Here is a 25031-nt window from a genome sequence, read left to right as displayed (position 1 = left end):
AAACATGCTATACTGTAAGTAGTCTAAACACACAGAAAGGTAGAGGATTATCCATGAGTATTATAACACAAATTATGCAAGAAGTTAGTAAAATGATGCAAGATTTATATAATCAAGCGATTCAAGGTGAAGTAGACTTTTCAACATGCATCCAAACTATTAGCGATACGATGCGTCAACTCTCAGTCGATTTAGGAGAAGATCTCTGTACAACAATTGAGGAATCACTCTTTGAAAGTCCTGGAAGAAAAGCAAGATATAGCGTTCATCGTTGCGATGATGAAAAAACAATCTCCACACTGATCGGTGACATTAAACTCTCAAGGCGTTATTACAAAGATAAACAAACGGGTGAGTTCTGCTATTTATTGGATGACTTCTTATCGCTCACGCCTCACCAGCGCATGGATATTGATCTAGAAGCAGCCATTTACGAGAAGGCTAGTAAGCATTCTTATCAAGAGACCATTGATAGCTTCGAACATATCGGGATTTATAGTCGTCAGACAGTCAAGAATATTGTACATAAGTATAGCCCAGATTCTGTTGCGTTGCCGGTGGAAGCAAAGCGTTAGGTAGACTGCTTATATATTGAAGCCGATGAAGACCATGTAGCTTATCAAGATGGGAAGAATCGGGAAATGCGCTTGGCGTATGTTCACGAAGGATACAAAGAAAATTTAGAATCAAGTGACCGAAAAGAATTAAATATTAGTCGCATATTCACAGGGTTATACGAAGATAGCGAGGAATTGTGGGAAGATATTTATTACTATCTCGACCAACAATACGATTTAGCAGCCTGTCCGCTCCTTTATTTAAGTGGAGACGGGGCTCACTGGATTAAGAAAGGGTTGGACTATCTACCGACTCAGACGCGCTTTGTTCTTGACCCTTATCATACGGTTAAACACCTTCGTCAGGCATGTGTTGGTATCAGTAATGATCATTTATACGCCACTTTACATCGTTGGCTTTATACAGGTGAAAAAGGCTATTTACAGGACTACTTCCAAGTGCGACTCAGCGATCCGTCGCTACCGGACTCTTCGAAACAAACGCTTCAAAAGGTTCGTCGCTATCTAATAGGCAATTGGGATTCTATTCAAAGACAAAGGGACCCTCAATATATCGGTTGTAGTGCCGAAGGTCACGTCAGCCATTGGTTAAGTGCTCGTTTAAGTTCGCGACCGCTAGGATGGAGTAAAACAGGAGCAGAAAACATCGCTAAAGCCCGTGCTTATGACTTAAATGGTGGCGATTTAAAAACTTGGGTAACAAATCAAATTAAAACAAAAGAAAGAAAAAGAAGAGTAGAGAAATTAGATGGCCGTGTGGGACGGAAATACGTTCGTCAGTATGATTGGAATGGTAAAATAGCCATTTTACACTATTCCAATAATACACGAAGTCGCCAGGCTTTTGGGACAATCGCTGGTTATTGAAATCTAGTAGATTGAAGCCAGTATTCATAATGATAGCTAAAGGCGATGAAGTGAATGCTTGATAGCGAGCAACGGCATGGTACTGGCGTCTAGCTAGACTGGATTGGCTAAAGGAGATGCTTCTCCCTAAAGATTTCCAGATTCTCCCATGCCGCTAGAGGCTGGCTATCAAAGATATCGATTAAAATATGGAATCCATGAAACTGGGTTCAGAGAAACATGAAAAAGTATGGTAGAGGAAAACCAACAATAATTTGACACTATCCTTGTCCACTAAAACCCTTGATTTTTCATCTGAATAAATGCTACTATTAGGACACATAATATTAAAAGAAACCCCCATCTATTTAGTTATTTGTTTAGTCACTTATAACTTTAACAGATGGGGTTTTTCTGTGCAACCAATTTTAAGGGTTTTCAATACTTTAAAACACATACATACCAACACTTCAACGCACCTTTCAGCAACTAAAATAAAAATGACGTTATTTCTATATGTATCAAGATAAGAAAGAACAAGTTCAAAACCATCAAAAAAAGACACCTTTTCAGGTGCTTTTTTTATTTTATAAACTCATTCCCTGATCTCGACTTCGTTCTTTTTTTACCTCTCGGTTATGAGTTAGTTCAAATTCGTTCTTTTTAGGTTCTAAATCGTGTTTTTCTTGGAATTGTGCTGTTTTATCCTTTACCTTGTCTACAAACCCCTTAAAAACGTTTTTAAAGGCTTTTAAGCCGTCTGTACGTTCCTTAAGGAATTCCTTAGTGCTTTCATAGATTAAACTCACATCACGCTTTAAATCGCTTATTTTAGACTTTAAAGACTTGTTTTCTTCAAGCAACTCATTATAATCATTTACATTTTCATTAAATCGCTCTACAAGACCACTATATTTTTCTTTAACTTGCCCATGTTCTTTACTTAATTTTTTATATTCTCTCGCCATATCAGTACTCATGAGATTTCTAACATGCTGTTTTAACCTATCGTTATCTCTCGCAGCAGTCACTAAGTTTTTATAATCACGCTCCGATATAACAACATTTTTGGTTGGTTTCTTTTCTGTTTTCATTATTTCTTTTCCCAAACCAAACATGGACTTTTCACCCGTTGGCACTTCAACACTTTTCATGTGTCGTTTCGCTGGTACTTCTAAATCTGATTTAACTTTATCGCTATAAGCAGTCCATTCATCTTTTTTAACTGCTAAATTTTTTTCTAGAAAATCAATCTCTTTTTCCAAAGTTTGTTTTTTAAATTTAGCTGTCTCAATATGTTTACGGTCAGAGCCACGTTCACCACGCTTCAACTCAAAACCCTGTTTTTTCATATGCTCGGGGAATTTATCTTGTAGCCATAACAGTTCTTGACGATTAAACACATTTTTTCCTTGCAGTTTTCCATCACGCATAGGCACAACACCTAAATGCATGTGAGGGGTTTGCTCATCATTATGAACTGTTGCATAAGCAATATTTTGCTTGCCATATCGTTCGGAAAATAATTTATAACTTTCCTCAAAAAATCGTTTTTGTTCTCCTGGATCCAGTTGCTCAAAAAAATCTCGGTCAGATGTTACTAGCAACTCATTTACAAGAACAGCATCTTTCCTCGTTTTTCTTGTACCTGTTTTTTGTGATTCAATAATTTCTTTGACACGTTCGTTGTAATCAATATTTTTATCATTTTTCAAATCATAATTTTCACGTGTTCGCTCATGGTCAATATCATCATTCGTTCTACTTTTTCGCTCTCTTTGATTATGAAATTGCATGCCTTTTAGTCCAGCTGATTTCACTTTTTGCATTCTACAAACTGCATAACTCATATGTAAATCGCTCCTTTTTAGGTGGCACAAATGTGAGGCATTTTCGCTCTTTCCGGCAACCACTTCCAAGTAAAGTATAACACACTATACTTTATATTCATAAAGTGTGTGCTCTGCGAGGCTGTCGGCAGTGCCGACCAAAACCATAAAACCTTTAAGACCTTTCTTTTTTTTACGAGAAAAAAGAAACAAAAAAACCTGCCCTCTGCCACCTCAGCAAAGGGGGGTTTTGCTCTCGTGCTCGTTTAAAAATCAGCAAGGGACAGGTAGTATTTTTTGAGAAGATCACTCAAAAAATCTCCACCTTTAAACCCTTGCCAATTTTTATTTTGTCCGTTTTGTCTAGCTTACCGAAAGCCAGACTCAGCAAGAATAAAATTTTTATTGTCTTTCGGTTTTCTAGTGTAACGGACAAAACCACTCAAAATAAAAAAGATACAAGAGAGGTCTCTCGTATCTTTTATTCAGCAATCGCGCCCGATTGCTGAACAGATTAATAATAGATTTTAGCTTTTTATTTGTTGAAAAAAGCTAATCAAATTGTTGTCGGGATCAATTACTGCAAAGTCTCGTTCATCCCACCACTGATCTTTTAATGATGTATTGGGGTGCAAAATGCCCAAAGGCTTAATATGTTGATATAATTCATCAATTCCCTCTACTTCAATGCGGCAACTAGCAGTACCAGCAATAAACGACTCCGCACCTGTACAAACCGGTGAATCATTACTACGAGAGCGCCAGCCTTCATCACTTGCCTCCCATAGATGAATCCGAACCTCATTACACATTAGAACTGCGAATCCATCTTCATGGTGAACCAAAGTGAAACCTAGTTTATCGCAATAAAAACCTATACTCTTTTTAATATCCCCGACTGGCAATGCCGGGATAGACTGTAACATTCTCACGCATAAAATCCCCTTTCATTTTCTAATGTAAATCTATTACCTTATTATTAATTCAATTCGCTCATAATTAATCCTTTTTCTTATTACGCAAAATGGCCCGATTTAAGCACACCCTTTATTCCGTTAATGCGCCATGACAGCCATGATAATTACTAATACTAGGAGAAGTTAATAAATACGTAACCAACATGATTAACAATTATTAGAGGTCATCGTTCAAAATGGTATGCGTTTTGACACATCCACTATATATCCGTGTCGTTCTGTCCACTCCTGAATCCCATTCCAGAAATTCTCTAGCGATTCCAGAAGTTTCTCAGAGTCGGAAAGTTGACCAGACATTACGAACTGGCACAGATGGTCATAACCTGAAGGAAGATCTGATTGCTTAACTGCTTCAGTTAAGACCGAAGCGCTCGTCGTATAACAGATGCGATGATGCAGACCAATCAACATGGCACCTGCCATTGCTACCTGTACAGTCAAGGATGGTAGAAATGTTGTCGGTCCTTGCACACGAATATTACGCCATTTGCCTGCATATTCAAACAGCTCTTCTACGATAAGGGCACAAATCGCATCGTGGAACGTTTGGGCTTCTACCGATTTAGCAGTTTGATACACTTTCTCTAAGTATCCACCTGAATCATAAATCGGCAAAATAGAGAAAAATTGACCATGTGTAAGCGGCCAATCTGATTCCACCTGAGATGCATAATCTAGTAGAATCTCTTCGCTATCAAAATTCACTTCCACCTTCCACTCACCGGTTGTCCATTCATGGCTGAACTCTGCTTCCTCTGTTGACATGACACACATCATCTCAATATCCGAATAGGGCCCATCAGTCTGACGACCAAGAGAGCCATAAACACCAATAGCCTTAACATCATCCCCATATTTATCCAATATTCGTTCCTTAATTTCATGAACAATCTTCATTCTTTCTTCTCTAGTCATTATTATTGGTCCATTCACTATTCTCATTCCCTTTTCAGATAATTTTAGATTTGCTTTTCTAAATAAGAATATTTGGAGAGCACCGTTCTTATTCAGCTATTAATAACTCGTCTTCCTAAGCATCCTTCAATCCTTTTAATAACAATTATAGCATCTAATCTTCAACAAACTGGCCCGTTTGTTGAACTACTCTTTAATAAAATAATTTTTCCGTTCCCAATTCCACATTGCAATAATAGAAAATCCATCTTCATCGGCTTTTTCGTCATCATCTGTATGAATCAAATCGCCTTCTTCTGTGTCATCAAGGTTTAATTTTTTATGTATTTCTTTTAACAAACCACCATAGGAGATTAACCTTTTACGGTGTAAACCTTCCTCCAAATCAGACAAACGTTTCAAATTCTTTTCTTCATCATCGGTCATAAAATCCGTATCCTTTACAGGATATTTTGCAGTTTCGTCAATTGCCGATTGTATATCCGATTTATATTTATTTTTCGGTCGAATCATTTGAACTTTTACATTTGGATCATAGTCTAATTTCATTGCCTTTTTCCAAAATTGAATCCATTGTTTTTGATTCACGTAGTTTTCTGTATTCTTAAAATAAGTTGGTTCCACACATACCAATACATGCATGTGCTGATTATAAGAATTATCTTTATTATTTATTGTCACTTCCGTTGCACGCATAAAACCAACAAGATTTTTATTAATTTTTTTATATTGCATCATTCGGCGAAATCCTTGAGCCATATCTGACAAACTCTTATTTAATTCTTCGCCATCATAAACATTTTTAACTGTTAATGTGAGAAACAACCAACGAACTGTTGGCTTTTGTTTAATAACTTCAGCAACAACCTTTTGTGACTGAATGCCATGTTTCATTGCTCTCCTCCAGTTGCACATTGGACAAAGCCTGGATTTACAAAACCACACTCGATACAACTTTCTTTCGCCTGTTTCACGATTTTGTTTATACTCTAATATTTCAGCACAATCTTTTACTCTTTCAGCCTTTTTAAATTCAAGAATATGCAGAAGTTCAAAGTAATCAACATTAGCGATTTTCTTTTCTCTCCATGGTCTCACTTTTCCACTTTTTGTCTTGTCCACCTTAGTGTAAAATAACTGTTGGTAAGCTAAAAGCAAAAAAGATAACCCTCTGCTATACTGTTAGTATCCAAAACACACAGAAAGTTAGAGGGTTATCCATGAATATTGTAACACAAGTTATGCAAGAAATTAGTAAAATGATGACAGATTTATATCATCAAGCGATTCAATCTTCTTATGATTTTACCACGATTTTAGCGACTAAACAAACAACCAAAAAAAGAAGCCACTATGTTAAGTGACTTCTAACTATTTATTGATTTAAACCGTTATAAATAACATCTAAATTCGTTTGTAAATACTTTAAATAGGTATCCGCGGGTGAACCTTTTTCACCGATTTCGTCGGAATAAACCGGCTCTTCATAAATCTCAACGCCCGTTTCCTTCGATACGGTTTGCATTGGACGTCTATCAACGTTTGATTCAACGAACAATACCGGTGGGTTATTATCTTTGACCCATTGAATCGCTGATTGAATTTGAGCGGGCGAACCATTTTCATCGGTATCAATTGCCCAAATATAACCATGATTTAAGTTAAAAGATTGAGTCATATATTGGAAAGCATGTTCGCTAGCAATAAAGTTACGCTGGTTACCTTCTAAACTGCCCAATTTTTCTTCATATTCATCGCGAATTGCTTCTAACTCTTTAATATAAGCTTCAGCGTTTTCTTGATAGACCACTTCATTATTTGGATCTTGTTCTTTTAAGACCTCTACAATTCGTTGAGCCATTTTTATACCTACGTTAGGATCTGCAAAGGCATGAGGGTTAATTTCTTGCCTTCCTTCTTCATCTTTTAAATATTGTGGTTCTACGTCTTTAGCAACTTCGATGAGTTGTTCTGGTGACTTCTTCACTGAATTAGCTAATTTCATAAACCAACCATTTTCGGATCCTTCTAAGTTTAATCCGTTATAAAACATTAAATCCGCGTCAGTCGCTTTCATAATGTCTTCTGGTAAAGGTTCATATTCATGAGGATCAGTTCCAACTGGAACTAAGTTATAGACTTCAATATGATCTTGGCCGATACTTTCTAACATATCAGTTAAGAGAGAAAAACTTGAAACCACTTTTAGCGGTTCATCTGCATGAGCTGTGGTTGCGATACTTAATCCCATCATTAAAATTAAGTTGATCGCACATAATACTTTCAATAAACGTTTCATTTAATCATACCTTCCTACTATTTAGATAATTTATGAGCTAAACGCCAGACGTAGCCGTTATTAGGTGCAAATAAAAAGGCTAAAACAAACATTACTGTGGCACATAATACAATCGCTGCTCCTGACGGAACGTTAATAACAAAACTAATATACAATCCGACCACTGAAGAAATAACACCAAAAATAGCCGAAAGAATTAACATATTTCGTAAGTTGTTTGTTAATAGATACGCTGTCGAAGCTGGTGTAATCAGTAAAGCAACAACTAAAATAGCACCAACAGCTTGCAGTGAGGCTACAGTAACTAACGTTAACGTCACCATAATTCCATAATGAATTAATTTAGTTGGGTATCCCCAAGCAGCCGCCATTGTTGGATCAAAGGTGGTAATAAGTAATTCTTTATAAAAAGCAACGACTAGAATGATAACAATCACACCGATTACCATCGTAATATTTCGGTCGCTGTCTTGAACCGTTAAAATATTACCAAACAAAATTTCTGTTAAGTCCGTGGCGCTTTGTGCCATTTGAATTAAAATAACACCGATCGCGAAAAAGGATGAAAAGACAATCCCTATCGCCGCATCGCTTTTAATTCGACTCGACTGTTGAACGAGACCAATCAGTAATGCTGTAATAAAGCCGGTGATCGCCGCTCCGATGAAAAAGTTCGTTCCCATCATATAAGAAATCGCCACACCGGGTAAAATTGCGTGAGAAATCGCATCCCCCATTAAAGCTAATCCTCTTAAAATAATAAAGCAGCCTAATATTCCGGCAATGACTCCAACCATCACTGAAGTTGTTAACGCTTTTTGTAAAAACTCATAGTCTTTTACTTGTTGGATGAACTGTTGGATTTGTTGCATCGAAAATACAGTCGACCAATTACTCATTTGATGCACCTCCTCCAACAAATTGGGTAGAGGTTAAAATGCTTTCGCCAAAGGCTTCGGATAAATACTGCGGAGTAAAGCACTCTTCAACCGTCCCATAAGCAATTAATTGTTGTTTAAGTAAAATCACACTATCAAAGTACTCCGCTACTTTACTTAAATCATGGTGAACAATTAATATTGTTTTACCATCTCCTTTCATTTGACGTAAAATTTTAGCGATAATGGCTTCACTTTTAGCGTCAATTCCTACAAATGGTTCATCTAAAAAAATATAACCCGCATCTTGAACTAAAACGCGAGCAAGTAACACTCGTTGAAATTGCCCCCCCGAAAGTTCACTAATTTGACGATGGGAATATTCTTCGAGTCCTACTTGTCTTAAGGCTTCCATCGCTTGGTCTTTTTGCTCTTTGGTGGGAAATTTAAATAACCCTAGTTGACGGTAAAACCCGATAGCCACCATATCTAAAACGTTAATCGGAAAATCATGGTCGATGTTATTCTTTTGTTCGACGTAAGATATTTTCTTTCTTACTTGACTCACATGCTGACCGTCATAGGTCGTTGTTCCGCTATGGGGAAGAATATTTAACATCGCTTTCATTAACGTTGATTTTCCCGCTCCGTTTGGCCCAATAATTCCAATTAGTTGCCCTGTCTTCAATTTAAATGAGACATCATCTAAGGCAAGGAATTTATTGTAGGAAACGGATAAATTATTCGCTTCTATCATATTATTCCTTCTTTCTTTTCTGAAACATTGTTTAGAGCAACCTAAATAATGTCCAGTAAAAAACAATAGAATATTCTATTGATTTATTTGTTTGTGTTTTTGTTCTCTTTGTTTAGGCTTACCTAAACTTTAACACATCCTTTTTTCTTTGTCAAGCATCTTGATCAAATTCATGCCACTTTTTTATACCCTCTTGAAACCGCTTGATATAGCGCTCTTTTTGAAATAATAGTTGGTGTAATCCTTGATATAGTTCGCTGGAAGTATTAATGAAAGATAGCTGGTCTTTTTATTCAAATAAAGCCTCTTGAACCATTTCATGAGGTACTTGTTGGTAAATATCGTCTAAGTGATCTTTAATGTAATCTTTTAACCGCTCCACTCTTTTAGATTCAAACGCAGTAATTTGATCTAATTCACTTAAAGTTTGTCGGTAGGAACGGTTGCGAACCATTTGACCGTCTTGGACATAACAATACTCTTTTGTAAAAGGAGTCTGAGCACTTGGAAATGTTCCATGAATTTGATACCACCCATCATAAATACGATAATGATCTTCTTCTAAAGGAAGAAACTCACGTTTTACATGGTAAGTTTCATCGGGTCCGGTAATTTCAGCGATCCACTGTTTTTGATCTTGCGGGTGGGGAAGAAGTTCTAATTTTTGATAGAAATTTGTTGTCATCGTTTACCCTTAGTGTAAAATAACTGTTGGTAAGCTAAAAGCAAAAAAGATAACCCTCTGCTATACTGTTAGTAGCCAACACACACAGAAAGTTAGAGGATTATCCATGAATATTGTAACACAAGTTATGCAAGAAATTAGTAAAATGATGACAGATTTATATCATCAAGCGATTCAAGGGGAAGTAGACTTTTCAACGTGTATCAAAACCATTCGCGATACGATGCGTCAACTCTCAGTCGATTTAGGAGAAGATCTCTGTGCAACGATTGAGGAATCACTCTTTAAAAGCCCTGGAAGAAAAGCAAGATATCGTGTTCATCGTAGCCATGATGAAAAAACAATCTCCACACTGATCGGTGATATTAAACTTTCAAGGCGTTATTACAAAGATAAGCAAACGGGTGAGTTCTGTTACTTATTGGATGATTACTTATCGCTCACACCTCACCAGCGCGTGGATCTAGATTTAGAGGCAGCCATTTACGAGAAGGCCAGTAAGCATTCTTATCAAGCGACCCTGGATAGTTTCGAACATATCGGGATTCATAGTCGTCAGACCGTCAAGAATATTGTGCATAAGTATTGCCCGGATTCTGTTACGTTGCCGGTGGGAGAAAAACGTCAAGTAGACTGCCTATACATTGAAGCTGATGAAGACCATGTAGCCTATCAAGATGGGAAGAATCGGGAAATGCGCTTGGCGTATGTTCACGAAGGATACAAAGAAAATTTAGGGTCAAGTGATCGAAAAGCATTAAATGTTCGTCGCATATTCACAGGCTTATACGAAGATAGCGAAGAATTGTGGGAAGACGTCTATTACTATCTCGACCAACAATATGATTTAGCGGCCTGTCCGACCCTTTATTTAAGTGGTGACGGGGCTCACTGGATTAAGAAAGGATTGGACTATCTCCCGACTCAGACGCACTTTGTTCTTGACCCTTATCATACGGTGAAATACCTTCGTCAGGCATGCGTTGGTATCAGTACTGAACATTTATACGCCACGTTACATCGCTGGCTTCATACAGGTGAAAAAGACTATCTACAGGACTACTTCAAAGTGCGACTCAGCGATCCGTCGCTACCCGAATCTTCAAAACAAACGCTTCAAAAGGTTCGCCGCTATCTAATAGGCAATTGGGATGCAATCCAAAGACAAAGAGAGTCGCAATATATCGGTTGTAGTGCCGAAGGTCACGTTAGCCATTGGTTAAGTGCTCGTTTAAGTTCGAGACCTCTGGGATGGAGTACAACAGGCGCAGAAAACATCGCTAAAGCGCGTGCTTATGACCTAAATGGTGGTGATTTAAAAGTTTGGGTAAGAAATCAAACAAAAACAGCAGAAAGAGAACGAAGAGTCAATAAATTAGATGGCCGTGTGGGGCGAAAATACGCCCGCCAGTATGAATGGAGTGGTAAAGTAGCGATCTTACACTACTCCAATAACACACGGAGTCGACAGATTTTTGAGACCATCGCTGGTTATTGAAATCCAATAGAGTGAACCCCGTCTTCATAACGAAAGCGAGCGGCGACGAACTGAATGCGGATGGAGGCACGGTGCCAAAGGCGCCGGTTAAAATATGGAATCCATGAAACTGGGTTCAGGGAAATATAAAAGTATGGTAGAGGAAAACCAACAATAATTTGACACTATCACTGTGTATGGATAGCATGGTGCTGTGACTCTCTTTGGTTTATAATAGAAATAATGAAATGATACATTCGAGAAAGAGAGCGGGGTATGTCTAATGGAGCTAGATTTTAAAAGTTATTTAGCGATGGCTACTGGTGAGGATTTGATTCGTATAATTTTGAGTGATGATTTTCCAGATGATTTAGTTTTATTGGATTGGTCTGATAAAGCAAGTAGCTCCATGATGGAACCTAAATCTTTTGGTGATAAGTTTTTTCTTGATAGTGTAATGGATTTCTCAAAAACATTATTACTGAGTAAACAAATTTTGAACCAAGATACTATTGAAATAAAAGTAGATTATATGGTAAGCATTGATTCGAATGTGATAGGCCATATCGTTAGTGACATATTTAAAAATAGGTCTAACAACCAGGCACTTATTGAAGCAATTAATTATGTCAAAGAGAAGAGAATGCGAATAGATGTTAATCCGTATTTAATAGAGACGCAGCTCAATAGATATGAACTAAATAAATATGATATTCATAAGTCATTGCAAGCATTAGAAACATTAGATGTTTATGATCCATCAAAAGATGGAACGATAGCAAAAGCTTATGAACGTGATAAATTAGCAATTTTGCAAGGTGCGGATATGCGTTTTAGTAACATATCTAATGATATTTATTTAGGAACTCCAATAATTAAGTACTACACTTTGGCTTATATCTTATTATTAAAAACATTTTTGATAAAGAATACATATGCAAATAACACTAATAAAATTGATGATTTAATAGATTTCATCATCGAAGAAATTCCAATTCTTGCTGAAAATGAAATAATTACCTCGGTTTTATATTTGAACAATAATCGTCATTTAGAAAGATTTTTGAATGTCAAAGAGAACACGAAAAACAAATTAGGAAAACTATCTGGTATGGCGTGGGATCTAAGCCATATTAGGTATATTGAGATGATAATGGAATTAGAGTACGGCAAATTTGATTCATTAAAAATTCCATATTTATTAACTGGTGATAAAGGTCTTTCATCGTTAATTAGATTTAATCCTGTAAGAAGGATTTTAATTCTGGAACAAAGACCAATCTTTATAAGAAAACACAATCTTAATAATATTAATCTAACAGAAACCCAGATTGAGAAATTAAAGGTTTGGCTGGGTTCGGAGAGACCTTGCTGGGATTCTGAAGTTCAAAGAAAAATTAATCATCGTATAAAAGAATTAGAAGAACAAGTAGACTCTATTTCAGCATAGCTACGCACTCACCATATAAAATTGAATCAATAGCTTAACCCCGATACATACAGAGTGTGTGGTTCTGTTGACTAAAATACAGGAGTAAAAGTGTGAAAATTATTAAATTTGAAGAAATCTATCGTGATGATATGTTTTGGCTTGCAATAGATGAAAAATGTAAAGCTATCATTAAAACGAAAAGAAAGATGAAGGTTTTGTAAATCCCGATTTATACGGAGTTGATTTTTACTTTATTGAGGAAAAATATATGTTGAATAAGCAAATAAATATTGAATTGCAGGATACACAATGGCAATTTGAATATGTTGATCATGACAGAAATATTGCCCGAGCAATAGTTTATGATGAAAACGGTTTGTTCTATTTTGTAAGAGTAGAACGAGATGATGATTTTGGAAAAGCAACATTGATTGAAACATCGGGTGGCGGAGTTGAGATAGGCGAGGACTTACAAACCGCCATTCAAAGAGAATTGAAAGAAGAACTTGGTATATCTGTAGAAATAATTTGCAAAATCGGAGTTGTAAGCGATTATTACAATCTGATTCACAGGCATAATATTAATAATTATTTCTTGTGCAAAGTAAAGTCATTCGGAGAAAAGAATTTGACTCTGGATGAAATAGAAAGTCTTCATTTATCTACATTAAAATTGACATATGACGAAGCTGTTCGAGAATATGAAAATAGGGCAAATACAAGGTTAGGAACACTTATAGCAAACAGAGAACTGCCTATTTTGCATCAAGCAAAAGAGATAATTAATGAAAGCCAAAAGTAAAGTGTATAGAGCACGGAACAACCCAAGCACGGATTGCCCTAGAATGACGAGCGAAGCGAGAAAATGATTGGATGTAATCGGCTGCTGAGGCAGTGGTATTGCTTGAGGCTGTTCGAACGAAGTGAGTTACAGCGTCAGGTCTGTAGCGATAGCGTAGGTGATTGAAAAGAAAAGCTGATCGAAATAGGGTTTGTAGAGGTTTATGAAGTTGAGAAGAGCTCCTGAGAAGGGGCTCTTTTGTTAGTTGAAGAGATGAGTGGAAAGGAGAACTATTTTCGCTTCGAGGTGCAAAGCTTACTTGACATAAAACGCAAAGTTGACTTTACTATAAATGTAAAGGTCACTATGCAAATGATAGAATACGAAAGGAGGACAAATGAAGACGAAGATCCCTCAATTGAGAAAAGAGAAGAAGCTATCTCAAGCTGAACTAGCAGATATCGTTGGCGTCACACGGCAGACCATTACCTCGATTGAGACAGGCAAGTATATTGCCTCCTTGCCGTTAGCCTATAAAGTTTCTAAATATTTCGGCTTTAGGATAGAGGATGTTTTTATATTTGATGAGGAGGATGAATCATGAACTTGGAGAAGTATCGGAGGGAAATTAAGAATCGGGTCAGCGTCTATCAAGCGCTTATTGCCGTCGCCCTCGTATTTGTCATCATTGGCAATGTGCTTTTGAAGGATAGGGGGCAAACGGTAGAGAGTGTTAGAGGGTTTGCAACAGGTCTTTCTATTGGGAAAGAATTAGTCTGCGTCTTTCAATTAGGAAAATTGTGGAAGATGCTTAAAGATGAGACGTTCTAAAAGAAGTTTATATCAGAGAATATGATGAAAGAGAAGCGTTAATTCAAATGAAATCTGGCCTCCATGTGATCCCAATTTTATCTTTCATCACCCTAATTTGTGCAATTTTGGTAGGTTTCTTCAACGATACAATCTTCTATACTTTGGTTATTGTAGGAATAGGGCAGATACTAATAGCAATTGCCCTCAAAATTTATTGGAAGAACCACCTTTAAAATAACTTTGAAATAAGAGAGATGTAGACCTATGTAGCGGCAGTGACATGGGTCTATGCCCTATGCATTGCTTTTTGGTATAATACCCCTAGAAGGAAGTAATTGTGACCTAAACGGGAAAAATCGATTAAATTGATTAATGAAGGAGGTAGTTACGAATGATGGAACATGATAGCAACGGGGAAATCATCATCTACCAAAGTGAAGATGGAACTAGTAAATTAGATGTTAAACTTGAAGATGAAACAGTTTGGTTGACACAAGCACAACTTGTTGACTTATTTCAGTCTAGTAAAGCTAATGTTAGCGAGCATATAAAAAACATAATAAACGAAGGCGAACTAGATGAAGATTCAGTTGTTCGGAAATTCCGAATAACTGCTTCGGATGGAAAGAATTATCAAGTTAAACACTACAACTTGGATATGATCATTTCCCTTGGTTACCGCATTCAATCCAAGGTCGCCACTCACTTTCGTCGCTGGGCTACTGAGCGATTGAAGGAATATATCATTAAAGGCTTTACTATGGATGATGAGCGGCTTAAGGGGCAAGCTGGCGGTAATTATTGGAAAGAACTATTGGACAGAATTCGTGATATTCGCTCATCAGAAAAAGTCATGTACCGACAAGTCCTAGATTTATATGCAACCAGTGTTGATTATGATCCAAAGAGCCAAGAATCTATCGCTTTCTTCAAGATGGTTCAGAATAAATTACATTATGCAGCTCATGGACAAACGGCTGCTGAGGTGATTTACCAAAGAGCTGATGCAAGCCAACCTTTTATGGGACTGACTACCTTTGCAGGTGCCATTCCGACTCTGAAAGATATTCAAGTGGCTAAGAACTACTTAAAGGAAGATGAATTAAAAATTTTGAACAACTTAGTTTCTGGGTACTTTGATTTTGCTGAGGTTCAAGCTATACAACATAATCCCATGCATATGAGTGATTACGTTGACCATTTGGATCGTGTCCTCAGTGTGACTGGCCGACCTGTCCTGCAATCCGCAGGCAAGATCAGTCACCAACAGGCCATGGATAAAGCGAAGAAAGAGTATCGTGAGTATCAAAAGAATACTTTGTCGCCAGTGGAAGAGGATTACTTGCAGACAATTAAAGCACTGGAGCAAGAGGTCAAGAATGAAGGTAAATAATAATCTCGCCAACCATACTCCCTATCCAACATATCAAAACCAATCCAACTCTTATACTCGACACATACGGAGTGTGTGGTCTTGCTTGAAAAGAAAAGTTGATAAGTAAACTACCCCCCCAAAAAAAGTTAGACAAAAATCTAACTTAGGGGGCAGTTCACTTTTGTGCTTTATCATATAAAATACAAAGCGCAAAAAAAAGTGCTAAGTATAAATTCTGCGATTCAAATTTATTTCAAATCATTTACTAAAAAAATCTAATTCCTAAAAAAGTGTGAATTATTCATGTGTTCGTTTTACTAATAATGCGTGATTAAACTGAAAATCTAACTCTTCAATGTAAAATTTTAGAAGCTTATTATATTGATGCGATGTTGCAATAACTCCAATTACTTCAACATAATCCCGCACGTCATTTTCTAAAAATCTATAAAGTTCTTTTCCTATGCCTTTATTACGATGTGTGTGAATAACATAGATCTCGTCAAGCTCAAAGGCTTTCTCCCCAATCTTATTATATGAGGTTTCTTCTTTTTGAACACTGATATGTCCAAAGGCATACGCAACAATACGATTATCCTCAACAGCTACATATATATCGCGATTAATAAATTCTGTTGGATCATTCTTAAAGTATGCAGGGCAACAATTTTCCTCTGCCCACGCTTCTGATAACTCAAGCAATTCTTCCAGGACTAAATCTTCTGCTGTTACGCTAACTTTTTTATAATTAATCATTTATTTCTCCTTATTTTAAAAATAGATAGTTGCCATAAAACATGACAAAGGCTGCTGTAAGTCTAAAGTTCTGCCAGATGGCGTGATTGTATGGAAATTATATTTACTGAATAAAAAAACTGGCCTAATGTTATAGAAAAGTCCTCCAAGTAGCAAATACCAAATATAGCATATGCCTATATGTTTATAAATCGGATAGATAAGGACAATTGATATCCATCCCATTGCCATATACATAATCATAGAAGCTTTACTTATCTTCTTTAGCTGTAGTGAAGGCGATTATGTTCATGCTTATGCCTAGTATTGCCAAAATCTACATTAAAACAAATATAACCATGGCAAGGGTAGACCTTTTGCCAGTTAAGATAGATTGATGCATAAACGAAGAAGAGTTATTCAATCCACATATGAGAGACTGGGCAGATGAAGCCGCTAAAACCGCAGTATGGCCAGTCTATAAATTTATTCATGTGAGCACAGTGTCTCCCTTTGGCACAATTAGAACTAAGATTAGGAAATGGAAAAAGTTGGCACTGTAACTGCACAGCGAATGCGGTCGATAAGAGAAGCTCCTTAGAAGGGGCTTTTTTCTGTTGAGTGGAAAAAGAGTTAAAATTTTGATAAAAAATAATTTATGTAAGACATTTATCTCTAGGAAATTGAAACGAATGATTTTTATTATTCTTCCACAATCACGCCCGGTTCGGGAATAATGATTATTTATTTTAGAACCTTCCAATCCGTATAAACATGAGCGTCTATTCCTAAGTCTCCTGTCTTTAACCATTCAAATGCTTTCACAACTAATGGAGAAGCATTTTTAAAAGAAATATCATTTTCTGTTACCCACACGGCACCTAATGAATCCTGCCCTTCAAATTGTTCGGGTGTTTGTAGTTTCCCACCAACTTTTCTCACAAGGTAATAGACGGCAATATGGTGAACATCCGAAAACTCTTTCCACATCCAAGGTAGCTTAAAATCCGTAACCCCAATATTTTTTATAATTTCAATTTCAATACCCGTTTCTTCAAGGAATTCTCGTTTCATTGCCTCAGATAAAGTTTCGCCATCTTCCAAACTTCCACCAGGTAAATCGAAACGGTTTATATATGGTCCACTATTCTTATTTATAACTAACAATGGCAAATTTCAAGTTTAAATTAGCCAGCGTACATCATCTCAAATGGTGATTTGTAGTTGAACATTCTTTTCGGATAATGATTAATCCAGTTTTCGATTTTCTTTACTTCTAATTCCGTTACATCTGTTGTTCCTTTAGGTAAAAACAACCGCCTTATTAGTCGATTGTGGTTTTCGTTTGTTCCCCGTTCATATGAACAATAAGGATGGGCATAATAAATATGCTCATAAGGAAAGACTTCATGCAGTCTAAAAAATTCAACGCCATTATCCGCAGTAATTGATTTAATCGCATATTCATTGAGTATAGTCTATTCAAACCACAACATTTGGTGGGGATTTTACTCCCCACTAGAAGTTGTTGAGACTCCTATCCCCTGGAGAAGTTGTTATTCTCTTTTTTTTGTTGGTGGTGAAATGTTGAAAAAAGGGTTCTACCATTCAACTGTATGGGGGCAGACGAAGCGAAAATTATTAAAAGGTTTGCTAATTAAAGAAGTTCTATGTTGGCATGGAAATTCAAAACAAGATCCTAAACAATATTATACAATCAGTAATCACAAAAATGTCGATTAGCGTATTACAACTAGAGTAGTTGGGAGTAGTTCGGAGTAACTTTCATATTAATTTAAAGTGCAGTGGTTGAGTGGCCTCAAACTGCGTCTTTCGACTTGTTTGAGACCTACTCAACTGTGCGGGGGTAGGCCGACGAAGCGAAAATTATTCAATTTTCTACTTATGGTCTACTCCCAACTGTCCGGTGGTAAACAGACGAATCGAAAATCAACTGATTTTCTACTTCTTGCCCACTCCCAATCCATTCCTTGAGGACGGCATATCATGAAGGAACACTCGAACGAATAATAAAATTATTCTTCAAATATAAGTTACTTGTGATTGATGAAGTAGGATTTAATGAAATAAGTTCTCTTGAAGCCAAGTTATTCTTTCAATTGATTGATATGCGATACACAAAACGCTCCACGATCTTCACGAGTAACTTAACCTTCGATAATTGGCATACCATTATGGGACAAGGTGAGATGTTAACAAAGGCAATTATCGATCGTATTTTACATCATTCTTATCTCATTAATATAACAGGGCCTTCTTATCGAATTAAAGACAAACTTTCCCCGCGAAAAAGTGGGGAATCTTAAGTGAGACAAATCGTGATTTTTTAAGTTGAATTTTATAGTAATTTATTAAGGTCTACTTTATTCTTAAATAATTGCAAGGAATCTAAGTAATCACACAGCGATCTTAATGTAAGATAGTGTCTATACTCGTTGGGTGATAATTAACACAGATGACTTATTAAACACGATCACAGTTCAGTTATTTTTGTACTGGGCTGTCTTTTAATTGAAAGGGAAGTAGTAATATATTACAATAGTTGCGAACAAATGTTTCTGTGGACGGCTTCAGTCGTGCGAAGTAAAGAGAATTTATAATAAATATTATTTTTCTTTATCATGGTTTTAAGATTATCATTCAAAATATAGCAACAGAATCAAAGATGTATTATAGCTTGGTAATTAAAATATGAAAGGAGTGAAATGAATTGAAAAAGGATGAAGCAATGATTCGTTCCAGCGCTGCGGAATATCTAACCTATATTGCTTCTGTCGGAGATCAGCAAAACAATATAGAATTGCGTTATGAAGATGAGAATATTTGGCTAACACAAAAAATGATGGCGACATTATATGATGTTGACGTTCGGACGATCAGTGAACATGTAGGAAAAATTTATTCTGACTCAGAGCTTCAAAAAGAATCAACTATCCGGAAATTCCGGATAGTTCAAACAGAAGGCTCTCGTCAGGTAGCTCGTAACACCTTGCATTATAATCTTCAAATGATTATTGCTGTAGGTTTCAAGGTTAATTCAGAACACGCAGTCCAATTTCGTAAATGGGTGAATCAAATTGCAAAGGATTATACCATCAAAGGGTGGGTCATGGATGATGAACGTCTGAAACGCGGAACCTTCCTGACAGATAAATATTTCGATGAGCAGTTAGAACGTATTCGGGAAATTCGCGCAAGCGAAAGAAAGTTTTATCAAAAAGTAACTGATTTGTATGCTACAGCCATTGATTACGACAGAAATTCCGCGACAACACGACGATTTTACGCTTCCGTTCAAAATAAAATGCATTATGCAGTTCATGGGCACACAGCAGCTGAATTGATTGTAGAAAGAGCAAATCACTCTAGAAAGCATATGGGATTAACGACTTGGTCGGATGCGCCTGACGGAAAGATTAAGAAAAGTGATGTAACGATTGCCAAAAACTACTTAAGTCAAAATGAAATAAAACAACTAAATCGTATGGTAACGGCGTACTTGGATTTTGCTGAGACTATGACATTAAGGCATATCCCACTTACCATGCAAGACTGGGAGAAGAGACTTAATAATTTTATTGAAATGTTCGAATACGGAATTTTACAAGATGCAGGGAAAGTTTCAGGTGAAATCGCTAAGATTCATGCTGAAACAGAATTTGAAAAATATCGTGTGATTCAGGACCAACTATTTGTGTCAGATTTTGATAAATATTTATTGGAATTGGAGAATAAAAGAAAGGACTAATGGGATTATTTCCTGTTGTTTTAGAATATGTAGTTTTTCAAATCAATAGTGGTTGAAGCGAAGGTTGATAGCAAATGGATCTTCAAACAAAACCACCTATCCACCATAACCAAAGCAATCCATAGCTTAAGGTTGACACATGTGGAGGCAGTGGCATTACTTATGAGAAGTGAAGAAATGATTCGAGACAGCGAACCGCTGAGTGCGTAGTATTGATAAATAAACTAAGTTAAAAATCGTATAAGAACGAGGTTTCTTGGCGTCTATTGCATGATAGAGTTCAAGCATCATAAAATGAAACGAATGAATCTTCAACTATAAAAAAACGACTAATCCGAAATTGTATTCAAGATTAGTCGGTTCATTCTTATCTCATTAGTATCACAGGACCTTCTTATCGAATTAAAGACAAACTTTCCTCACGAAAAAGTGGGGAATCTTAAGTGAGACAAATCGTGATTTTAAGTTGACTTTTATAAGTGTCACTTTCTTTTTACACAATATTATGGACTTTATCAAAACACGGCTCTAGAAGTCTTAAAAAATAATTTATTTAGATAATCGAATTATGATTTTTAGCATAATAATATGAAACAGAAGCAATAAAATGCCAAAGCAGTACACTATCATGGAGGACCAATGAAAAAAGACCTATTTAATGAATTTAAAATAATTTGTGTACATTTAAACAAGGTTGGAATTGTGCCAACTTTAATGGGCTCTTTGGGTTTAGAGTTTATTTCAAAAACTTCTTGGGAGCCATCAGATATAGACATTCATGTTCCAGGTGATCCAAGAGGATGGGAGGCTCCTGACCAGCTTAGAATTTATAATTGGGGTACAATATCCAAAGTCATGGAAGACCTAGGCTATGAATTAATAGACCTTCATGAACATGAATTTCAAAAAAACGGCCTTAGTGTAGAGTATGGCAGCATTGATTCCCTATACGACTTTGCTGGAATAAAAGTATCAGACCTAGACCTTATTCAAGTAGAGGGTATAACATTTCGTCTCCCCAACCTAAGGCAGTTTTTAAAAATCTATCAAGCATCTTCAAAGGATTCTTATAGAAATGACAATAATAACAACAAAGATTTTAAGAAAATTGAATTTTTGAAAAAACATATATAGCTAAGAGTTAATGTTAGAAAAGTATTTTTCCTAACCTTAAGTGGAGCTTTCACTTTTAAGTTAACATATACTTGAGAACGCGAGTTATAGCGCTTTGATTATTCGATATTACTTATTCATAACAAATATAGTTTGGTTAAATTTTTATCTAGCGTAGTTAAGTATAGCTAACTTTTAATTGTTAGTCATCTAGCTTTGTTTAATTTTCTATAGTTCGTGTTTGAGTTATACGGTCTTTTAGCCTAACCAAACCCTAATACGTGAGATATGTCGTCGATTATATTACAATAGAAATAGATAGTTTAAAACTGATTATTATTTCTAAAAGGAGAGGTATTATGGGATTATTAGTAGACGGTGTTTGGAAAGACCAATGGTATGATACAAAATCAACGGGTGGTCGTTTTGTACGTAAAGATTCACAATTCAGAAATTGGATTACAATAGATGGTGCACCAGGTCCGACTGGTGAAGGGGGCTTTAAAGCGGAAGCTGGGCGCTACCATCTATACGTCTCACTCGCTTGTCCATGGGCTAGTCGCACTTTAATGATGCGTAAATTAAAAGGTTTAGAAGATATAATTTCAATCTCTATCGTAAACCCAATCATGTTAGAAAACGGTTGGACATTTGCACCAGACCAAGGTGTAATTCCTGATCCAATCTTGAACGCTGATTTTTTACACCAAGTCTATACACATGCAGACTCTGAGTACACTGGTCGAGTAACTGTTCCTGTTTTATATGACAAGAAAAAAGATACCATCGTCAACAACGAATCATCTGAAATTATGTTGATGTTAAACTCAGCCTTTGATGAAATTGGTGCTAAAGAAGGCGACTACTATCCAGAAGAATTGCGTGACCAAATTAAAGAAATGGATGACTATGTATATCCCAACATCAACAACGGTGTTTATAAAGCTGGTTTTGCGACAGATCAAGCAGTTTATGAAGAAGAAGTTGGTCATGTATTCGATGCCCTAGAGAAATTAGACAGCATTTTAGCTGATAACAAGTTCTTACTAGGCGACAAATTTACTACTTCTGATATCCGCTTATTCCCGACTTTAATACGTTTCGAGCATGTTTACTATGGTCACTTCAAGTGCAATATTAAACATTTAACTGATTTTGAAAATGTATGGCGTTATACACGTGAAATCTACAACATGCCAGGTATTTCTGACACAGTTGATTTCTACCACATCCAACACCATTACTACGGAAGCCACCCTACAATTAACCCGAACGGTATTATTCCAGCAGGTCCTACAATTAGCTTAGACATTTAGATATAGAAAATCACCTGGAGAACATTTCTACAGGCGATTTTTTGTCTAGGTGCGCCCAACATGGCGTTAACTTGACGGTTCAAGTTCGCTACTTCTAACGCATGTGAGACTGTAATGACTAAAGTCAAACAGTCTCAGCAAGGCTTTTCAGTAGGACTGTTAGCCAAGGTCAGGTGTCGGTACCCTATCCTTAATCTCTAGATGCTGGGCAAAAACTATTTAAATTCTGTTCAGGCATATCTATTTAATTAAAAGCGCAGTGGTTGAGTGGTATCAAACTGCGTCTTAAAGACTTGCATGAGACCTACTCAACTGTGCGGGGGTGGGCAGACGAAGCGAAAATCAACTGATTTTCTACTTCTTGCCCACTCCCAAGAATTAAGGGCGTCGTGAGGCGGAATCTGAGGGAAGCCTAAGGCAAACTCCTGCACCGACGAACAGAAACTTGATAGAAGGTCTAATCATAAGGGTGAGCTTGCAAATCAAAGTAAAGCCCAATACTGCACGGATTATGGTTGGATAAATCAAGCGGTGACATGGGAGGGAGATTAACGCACCTTACCTGGGGAGGTCTCATGAGAGATAAGCCTATCTTAGTAACAACGAATCATGAGAAGTCAGCAGAGGTCATAGTAGGTTGTTTACCGACCGAAGGACTGAACAATAATGAACATTGGAAAGAAAGAGAGGTAGTGGAGATGGAAAATGCAGAAAACAAGCGAAAGCTTGGCAAGATGCAAAGGGGTAAGACGGAATCGAAAGAGTATGCATCTGTGAAGAGTCAATCACTAGGAGAAACTTTATTATTAAAGAAATGTAAACAGCATGGTATTCCTTTTCTTAATGGGAAGTATTGAAATAACAAGAAGAAAGGGATAGATATTCAAAAACTAATTGTAAACTATCCAGTAGAGCAGTTTAGTCCAGAGTTCAGCTTTTTTAGGCGAAATTCCCTCTAATATATAAATGAATGTCAAACTAACTGACATTTTAAATCTTTTTCATGGTAATATGGGAATATTACGTATAAAGGGAGAAGATTGACATGCAAGTGCCAATTCTTTACGAAGATAATCATTTACTAATGGTAGAGAAACCAGTTAATATTCCAGTGCAATCGGATCAAAGTCGTGACAAAGATTTATTAACGATATTAAAAGAAGATATAAAAATTCGCTTTAATAAACCAGGGAATGTCTACTTAGGTCTAGTGCATAGACTGGACCGGCCGGTTGGTGGGGCAATGGTATTCGCCAAAACATCCAAAGTTGCTTCACGACTATCGGTCCAGGTGAGACGCAATTCGATGACGCGTAAATATTACGCAGTCGTTCATGGGAAGCCTTCCAAAGATCAAGGTCAGTTAACTGATTACTTATTAAAAGATACGCGAAAAAATATTGTGTCGATTGTTCCTTCTGACCATAAAGAAGGAAAAAAAGCAGTTCTTACCTATAAAGTCTTAGAAAGTAATGATCAATTGTCTTTAGTAGAAGTGCAACTCCAAACTGGACGGCCTCATCAAATTCGTGTCCAACTAGCAGGGATGGGCACGCCAATCTGGGGTGACCAAAAATACGGTCAAAAATTCAGCAAAGTAGGCCAGCAAATTGCCTTATGGGCACAGGAGCTTTCGTTAGAACACCCAACAAAGAAAACTGAAGTGAGAGTACAATCCATGCCAAAACAGGAATTTCCTTGGAATTGTTGGGAAAGTATTCATTTACAAGCCATGGCATGACATATTCTTAAAGCGAGCATTCATGTAGATGTTAACTTAAAAGTGAGCCACTATATTAATTGAAAACTGAGCCACTTTTGATAAAAAATAACCCTATTGAATAATAAATAGGTTGAATTCAGGAGAGATTCGAGAAAGAATTAGTCAACTAGACAACTGGGAATTAAAAGAGGACAAACGCATAAGTCAATCAAATAAATTCAAAACTTTAAAAAAGCCAAAGCTTCTACAATAAAGTTGTCGTCCTCAAAGGGGAAGCCAATCACCATCCTGATATTCAATTATTATATGGACATGTGATAGTTGATTTAGAAACTCATGAAGGAGATGGGTTGACGGCCAAAGGCTTTAACTTAGCTCAACTCAATGATGATATTAAATGATAAAGGAGTCAAAGCTATGCAAGTAGTGTTTCATATTAATGAAGAAGAGCGATGGTATATAGTTCTTTCGAATGTAAATAATTTTTTAGCTGAAGTTAGGGATGCGAAAATATCCATCGTTGCGAATGGTCATGCGGTGAATTATTATCTCAATGATGAATTAAGTGATAAGATTTTGAATCAGGTAGATGTGGTGGCTTGTCAGAATTCCTTAAATAAACATAAGATCAATAAAGACCAAATAAAATCACTCATACGTGTAGTAGATTCGGGCGTTGTTGAGATTGCTAAGAAACAAATGGAAGGATATGCTTATATTCGTCCCTAAATAA

24 protein-coding genes and 4 pseudogenes are annotated in these 25031 nt (G+C 36.6%); 17 read left to right on the top strand and 11 right to left on the bottom strand.

The annotated features are described in order from the left end of the window. Positions 1-53: 53 nt before the first annotated feature. A pseudogene (locus CYJ72_RS05445) lies at positions 54-1445 on the top strand (ISLre2 family transposase). 566 nt (positions 1446-2011) lie between these two features. On the opposite strand, the gene mobV reads toward CYJ72_RS05445, so the two are convergent. From mobV to CYJ72_RS05425, 4 genes are all read right to left on the bottom strand, one after another. Continuing rightward, complete coding sequence (mobV, locus tag CYJ72_RS05440; protein WP_000119405.1) at positions 2012-3274, bottom strand: MobV family relaxase; 1263 nt, start codon at positions 3272-3274, stop codon at positions 2012-2014. 506 nt (positions 3275-3780) lie between these two features. Continuing rightward, complete coding sequence (gene bleO, locus CYJ72_RS05435) at positions 3781-4185, bottom strand: bleomycin binding protein (protein ID WP_001242578.1); 405 nt, start codon at positions 4183-4185, stop codon at positions 3781-3783. A gap of 216 nt (positions 4186-4401) precedes the next feature. Then, positions 4402-5163, bottom strand: a complete 762-nt coding sequence (gene aadD1 / locus CYJ72_RS05430; RefSeq protein WP_001014230.1) for an aminoglycoside O-nucleotidyltransferase ANT(4')-Ia — start codon at positions 5161-5163, stop codon at positions 4402-4404. Between the two features lie 168 nt (positions 5164-5331). Then, entirely contained in the window at positions 5332-6303 is a 972-nt protein-coding gene (locus CYJ72_RS05425; protein ID WP_284630844.1) for a protein rep, read from the bottom strand. A 62-nt stretch (positions 6304-6365) separates the two neighbouring features. On the opposite strand from CYJ72_RS05425, the gene CYJ72_RS05420 reads away from it, so the two are divergent. Next, complete coding sequence (locus tag CYJ72_RS05420) at positions 6366-6509, top strand: hypothetical protein (protein ID WP_284630843.1); 144 nt, start codon at positions 6366-6368, stop codon at positions 6507-6509. 11 nt (positions 6510-6520) lie between these two features. Here the strand turns inward: CYJ72_RS05420 and CYJ72_RS05415 are convergent, their stop codons facing one another. The 4 genes from CYJ72_RS05415 to CYJ72_RS05400 form a co-directional block, all read right to left on the bottom strand. After that, positions 6521-7444, bottom strand: coding sequence for a metal ABC transporter solute-binding protein, Zn/Mn family (locus tag CYJ72_RS05415; protein ID WP_066125670.1), 924 nt, complete (start codon positions 7442-7444; stop codon positions 6521-6523). A gap of 17 nt (positions 7445-7461) precedes the next feature. Then, complete coding sequence (locus CYJ72_RS05410; protein ID WP_040442964.1) at positions 7462-8316, bottom strand: metal ABC transporter permease; 855 nt, start codon at positions 8314-8316, stop codon at positions 7462-7464. Positions 8317-8335: 19 nt separating this feature from the next. After that, positions 8336-9079, bottom strand: a complete 744-nt coding sequence (locus CYJ72_RS05405) for a metal ABC transporter ATP-binding protein (protein WP_006700814.1) — start codon at positions 9077-9079, stop codon at positions 8336-8338. A gap of 289 nt (positions 9080-9368) precedes the next feature. Next, complete coding sequence (locus CYJ72_RS05400) at positions 9369-9764, bottom strand: hypothetical protein (protein WP_284630842.1); 396 nt, start codon at positions 9762-9764, stop codon at positions 9369-9371. Between the two features lie 106 nt (positions 9765-9870). Here CYJ72_RS05400 and CYJ72_RS05395 point away from each other — a divergent pair, with 106 nt between their 5' ends. From CYJ72_RS05395 to CYJ72_RS05370, 6 genes are all read left to right on the top strand, one after another. After that, entirely contained in the window at positions 9871-11262 is a 1392-nt protein-coding gene (locus tag CYJ72_RS05395) for an ISLre2 family transposase (protein ID WP_284630841.1), read from the top strand. 262 nt (positions 11263-11524) lie between these two features. Further along, positions 11525-12691, top strand: coding sequence for a hypothetical protein (locus tag CYJ72_RS05390; RefSeq protein WP_066126684.1), 1167 nt, complete (start codon positions 11525-11527; stop codon positions 12689-12691). Between the two features lie 250 nt (positions 12692-12941). After that, positions 12942-13475: an NUDIX domain-containing protein gene (locus tag CYJ72_RS05385; RefSeq protein ID WP_066126683.1), complete on the top strand. Its 534-nt coding sequence runs from the start codon at positions 12942-12944 to the stop codon at positions 13473-13475. 376 nt (positions 13476-13851) lie between these two features. Continuing rightward, positions 13852-14058: a helix-turn-helix transcriptional regulator gene (locus tag CYJ72_RS05380; protein WP_066126681.1), complete on the top strand. Its 207-nt coding sequence runs from the start codon at positions 13852-13854 to the stop codon at positions 14056-14058. After that, a complete protein-coding gene (locus tag CYJ72_RS05375; RefSeq protein ID WP_066126678.1) occupies positions 14055-14285 on the top strand; it encodes a hypothetical protein in 231 nt (76 codons plus the stop codon). Before CYJ72_RS05380 ends, CYJ72_RS05375 begins: the two co-directional genes overlap by 4 nt. Before the next feature lie 373 nt (positions 14286-14658). Beyond that, positions 14659-15660, top strand: coding sequence for a virulence RhuM family protein (locus tag CYJ72_RS05370; RefSeq protein WP_101813754.1), 1002 nt, complete (start codon positions 14659-14661; stop codon positions 15658-15660). A gap of 279 nt (positions 15661-15939) precedes the next feature. On the opposite strand, the gene CYJ72_RS05365 is transcribed toward CYJ72_RS05370, so the two are convergent. After that, entirely contained in the window at positions 15940-16398 is a 459-nt protein-coding gene (locus tag CYJ72_RS05365; protein ID WP_066126675.1) for a GNAT family N-acetyltransferase, read from the bottom strand. A 380-nt stretch (positions 16399-16778) separates the two neighbouring features. Between CYJ72_RS05365 and CYJ72_RS05360 the strand changes: the two are divergent. Then, a pseudogene (locus tag CYJ72_RS05360) lies at positions 16779-16940 on the top strand (ClbS/DfsB family four-helix bundle protein); the annotation flags it as partial. Between the two features lie 181 nt (positions 16941-17121). On the opposite strand, the gene CYJ72_RS05355 reads toward CYJ72_RS05360, so the two are convergent. Beyond that, positions 17122-17544: an NUDIX hydrolase gene (locus CYJ72_RS05355; RefSeq protein ID WP_284630840.1), complete on the bottom strand. Its 423-nt coding sequence runs from the start codon at positions 17542-17544 to the stop codon at positions 17122-17124. Between the two features lie 20 nt (positions 17545-17564). Further along, positions 17565-17852: pseudogene (locus CYJ72_RS05350) on the bottom strand (IS30 family transposase); the annotation flags it as partial. A 516-nt stretch (positions 17853-18368) separates the two neighbouring features. Between CYJ72_RS05350 and CYJ72_RS05345 the strand changes: the two are divergent. The 8 genes and pseudogenes from CYJ72_RS05345 to CYJ72_RS05315 all read left to right on the top strand — a co-directional run bounded on the left by CYJ72_RS05345 (position 18369) and on the right by CYJ72_RS05315 (position 25027). After that, entirely contained in the window at positions 18369-18704 is a 336-nt protein-coding gene (locus CYJ72_RS05345; RefSeq protein WP_169792695.1) for an ATP-binding protein, read from the top strand. 422 nt (positions 18705-19126) lie between these two features. Continuing rightward, positions 19127-20146, top strand: a complete 1020-nt coding sequence (locus CYJ72_RS05340) for a virulence RhuM family protein (RefSeq protein ID WP_066126934.1) — start codon at positions 19127-19129, stop codon at positions 20144-20146. Positions 20147-20785: 639 nt separating this feature from the next. After that, the gene (locus CYJ72_RS05335; protein ID WP_066126930.1) at positions 20786-21280 is read left to right on the top strand and encodes a phosphoribosylanthranilate isomerase; all 495 of its coding nucleotides are present in this window, start codon (positions 20786-20788) and stop codon (positions 21278-21280) included. A 338-nt stretch (positions 21281-21618) separates the two neighbouring features. Next, positions 21619-22575, top strand: coding sequence for a glutathione S-transferase family protein (locus tag CYJ72_RS05330; protein ID WP_284630839.1), 957 nt, complete (start codon positions 21619-21621; stop codon positions 22573-22575). A 575-nt stretch (positions 22576-23150) separates the two neighbouring features. Then, a complete protein-coding gene (locus CYJ72_RS05325; RefSeq protein ID WP_101813751.1) occupies positions 23151-23432 on the top strand; it encodes a hypothetical protein in 282 nt (93 codons plus the stop codon). Between the two features lie 188 nt (positions 23433-23620). Next, a complete protein-coding gene (locus tag CYJ72_RS05320; RefSeq protein ID WP_284630838.1) occupies positions 23621-24316 on the top strand; it encodes an RluA family pseudouridine synthase in 696 nt (231 codons plus the stop codon). Between the two features lie 230 nt (positions 24317-24546). Further along, positions 24547-24699 (top strand): annotated as a pseudogene (locus CYJ72_RS11665) (4a-hydroxytetrahydrobiopterin dehydratase); the annotation flags it as partial. Positions 24700-24715: 16 nt separating this feature from the next. Further along, entirely contained in the window at positions 24716-25027 is a 312-nt protein-coding gene (locus CYJ72_RS05315; RefSeq protein ID WP_284630837.1) for a DsrE family protein, read from the top strand. The last annotated feature ends 4 nt before the right edge of the window (positions 25028-25031 follow it).

Origin of the sequence: Globicatella sanguinis, assembly GCF_002847845.2 — a bacterium.
GTDB classification, from domain to species: Bacteria; Bacillota; Bacilli; order Lactobacillales; family Aerococcaceae; genus Globicatella; species Globicatella sanguinis.
This window is presented reverse-complemented; position numbering and strand designations above follow the sequence as displayed.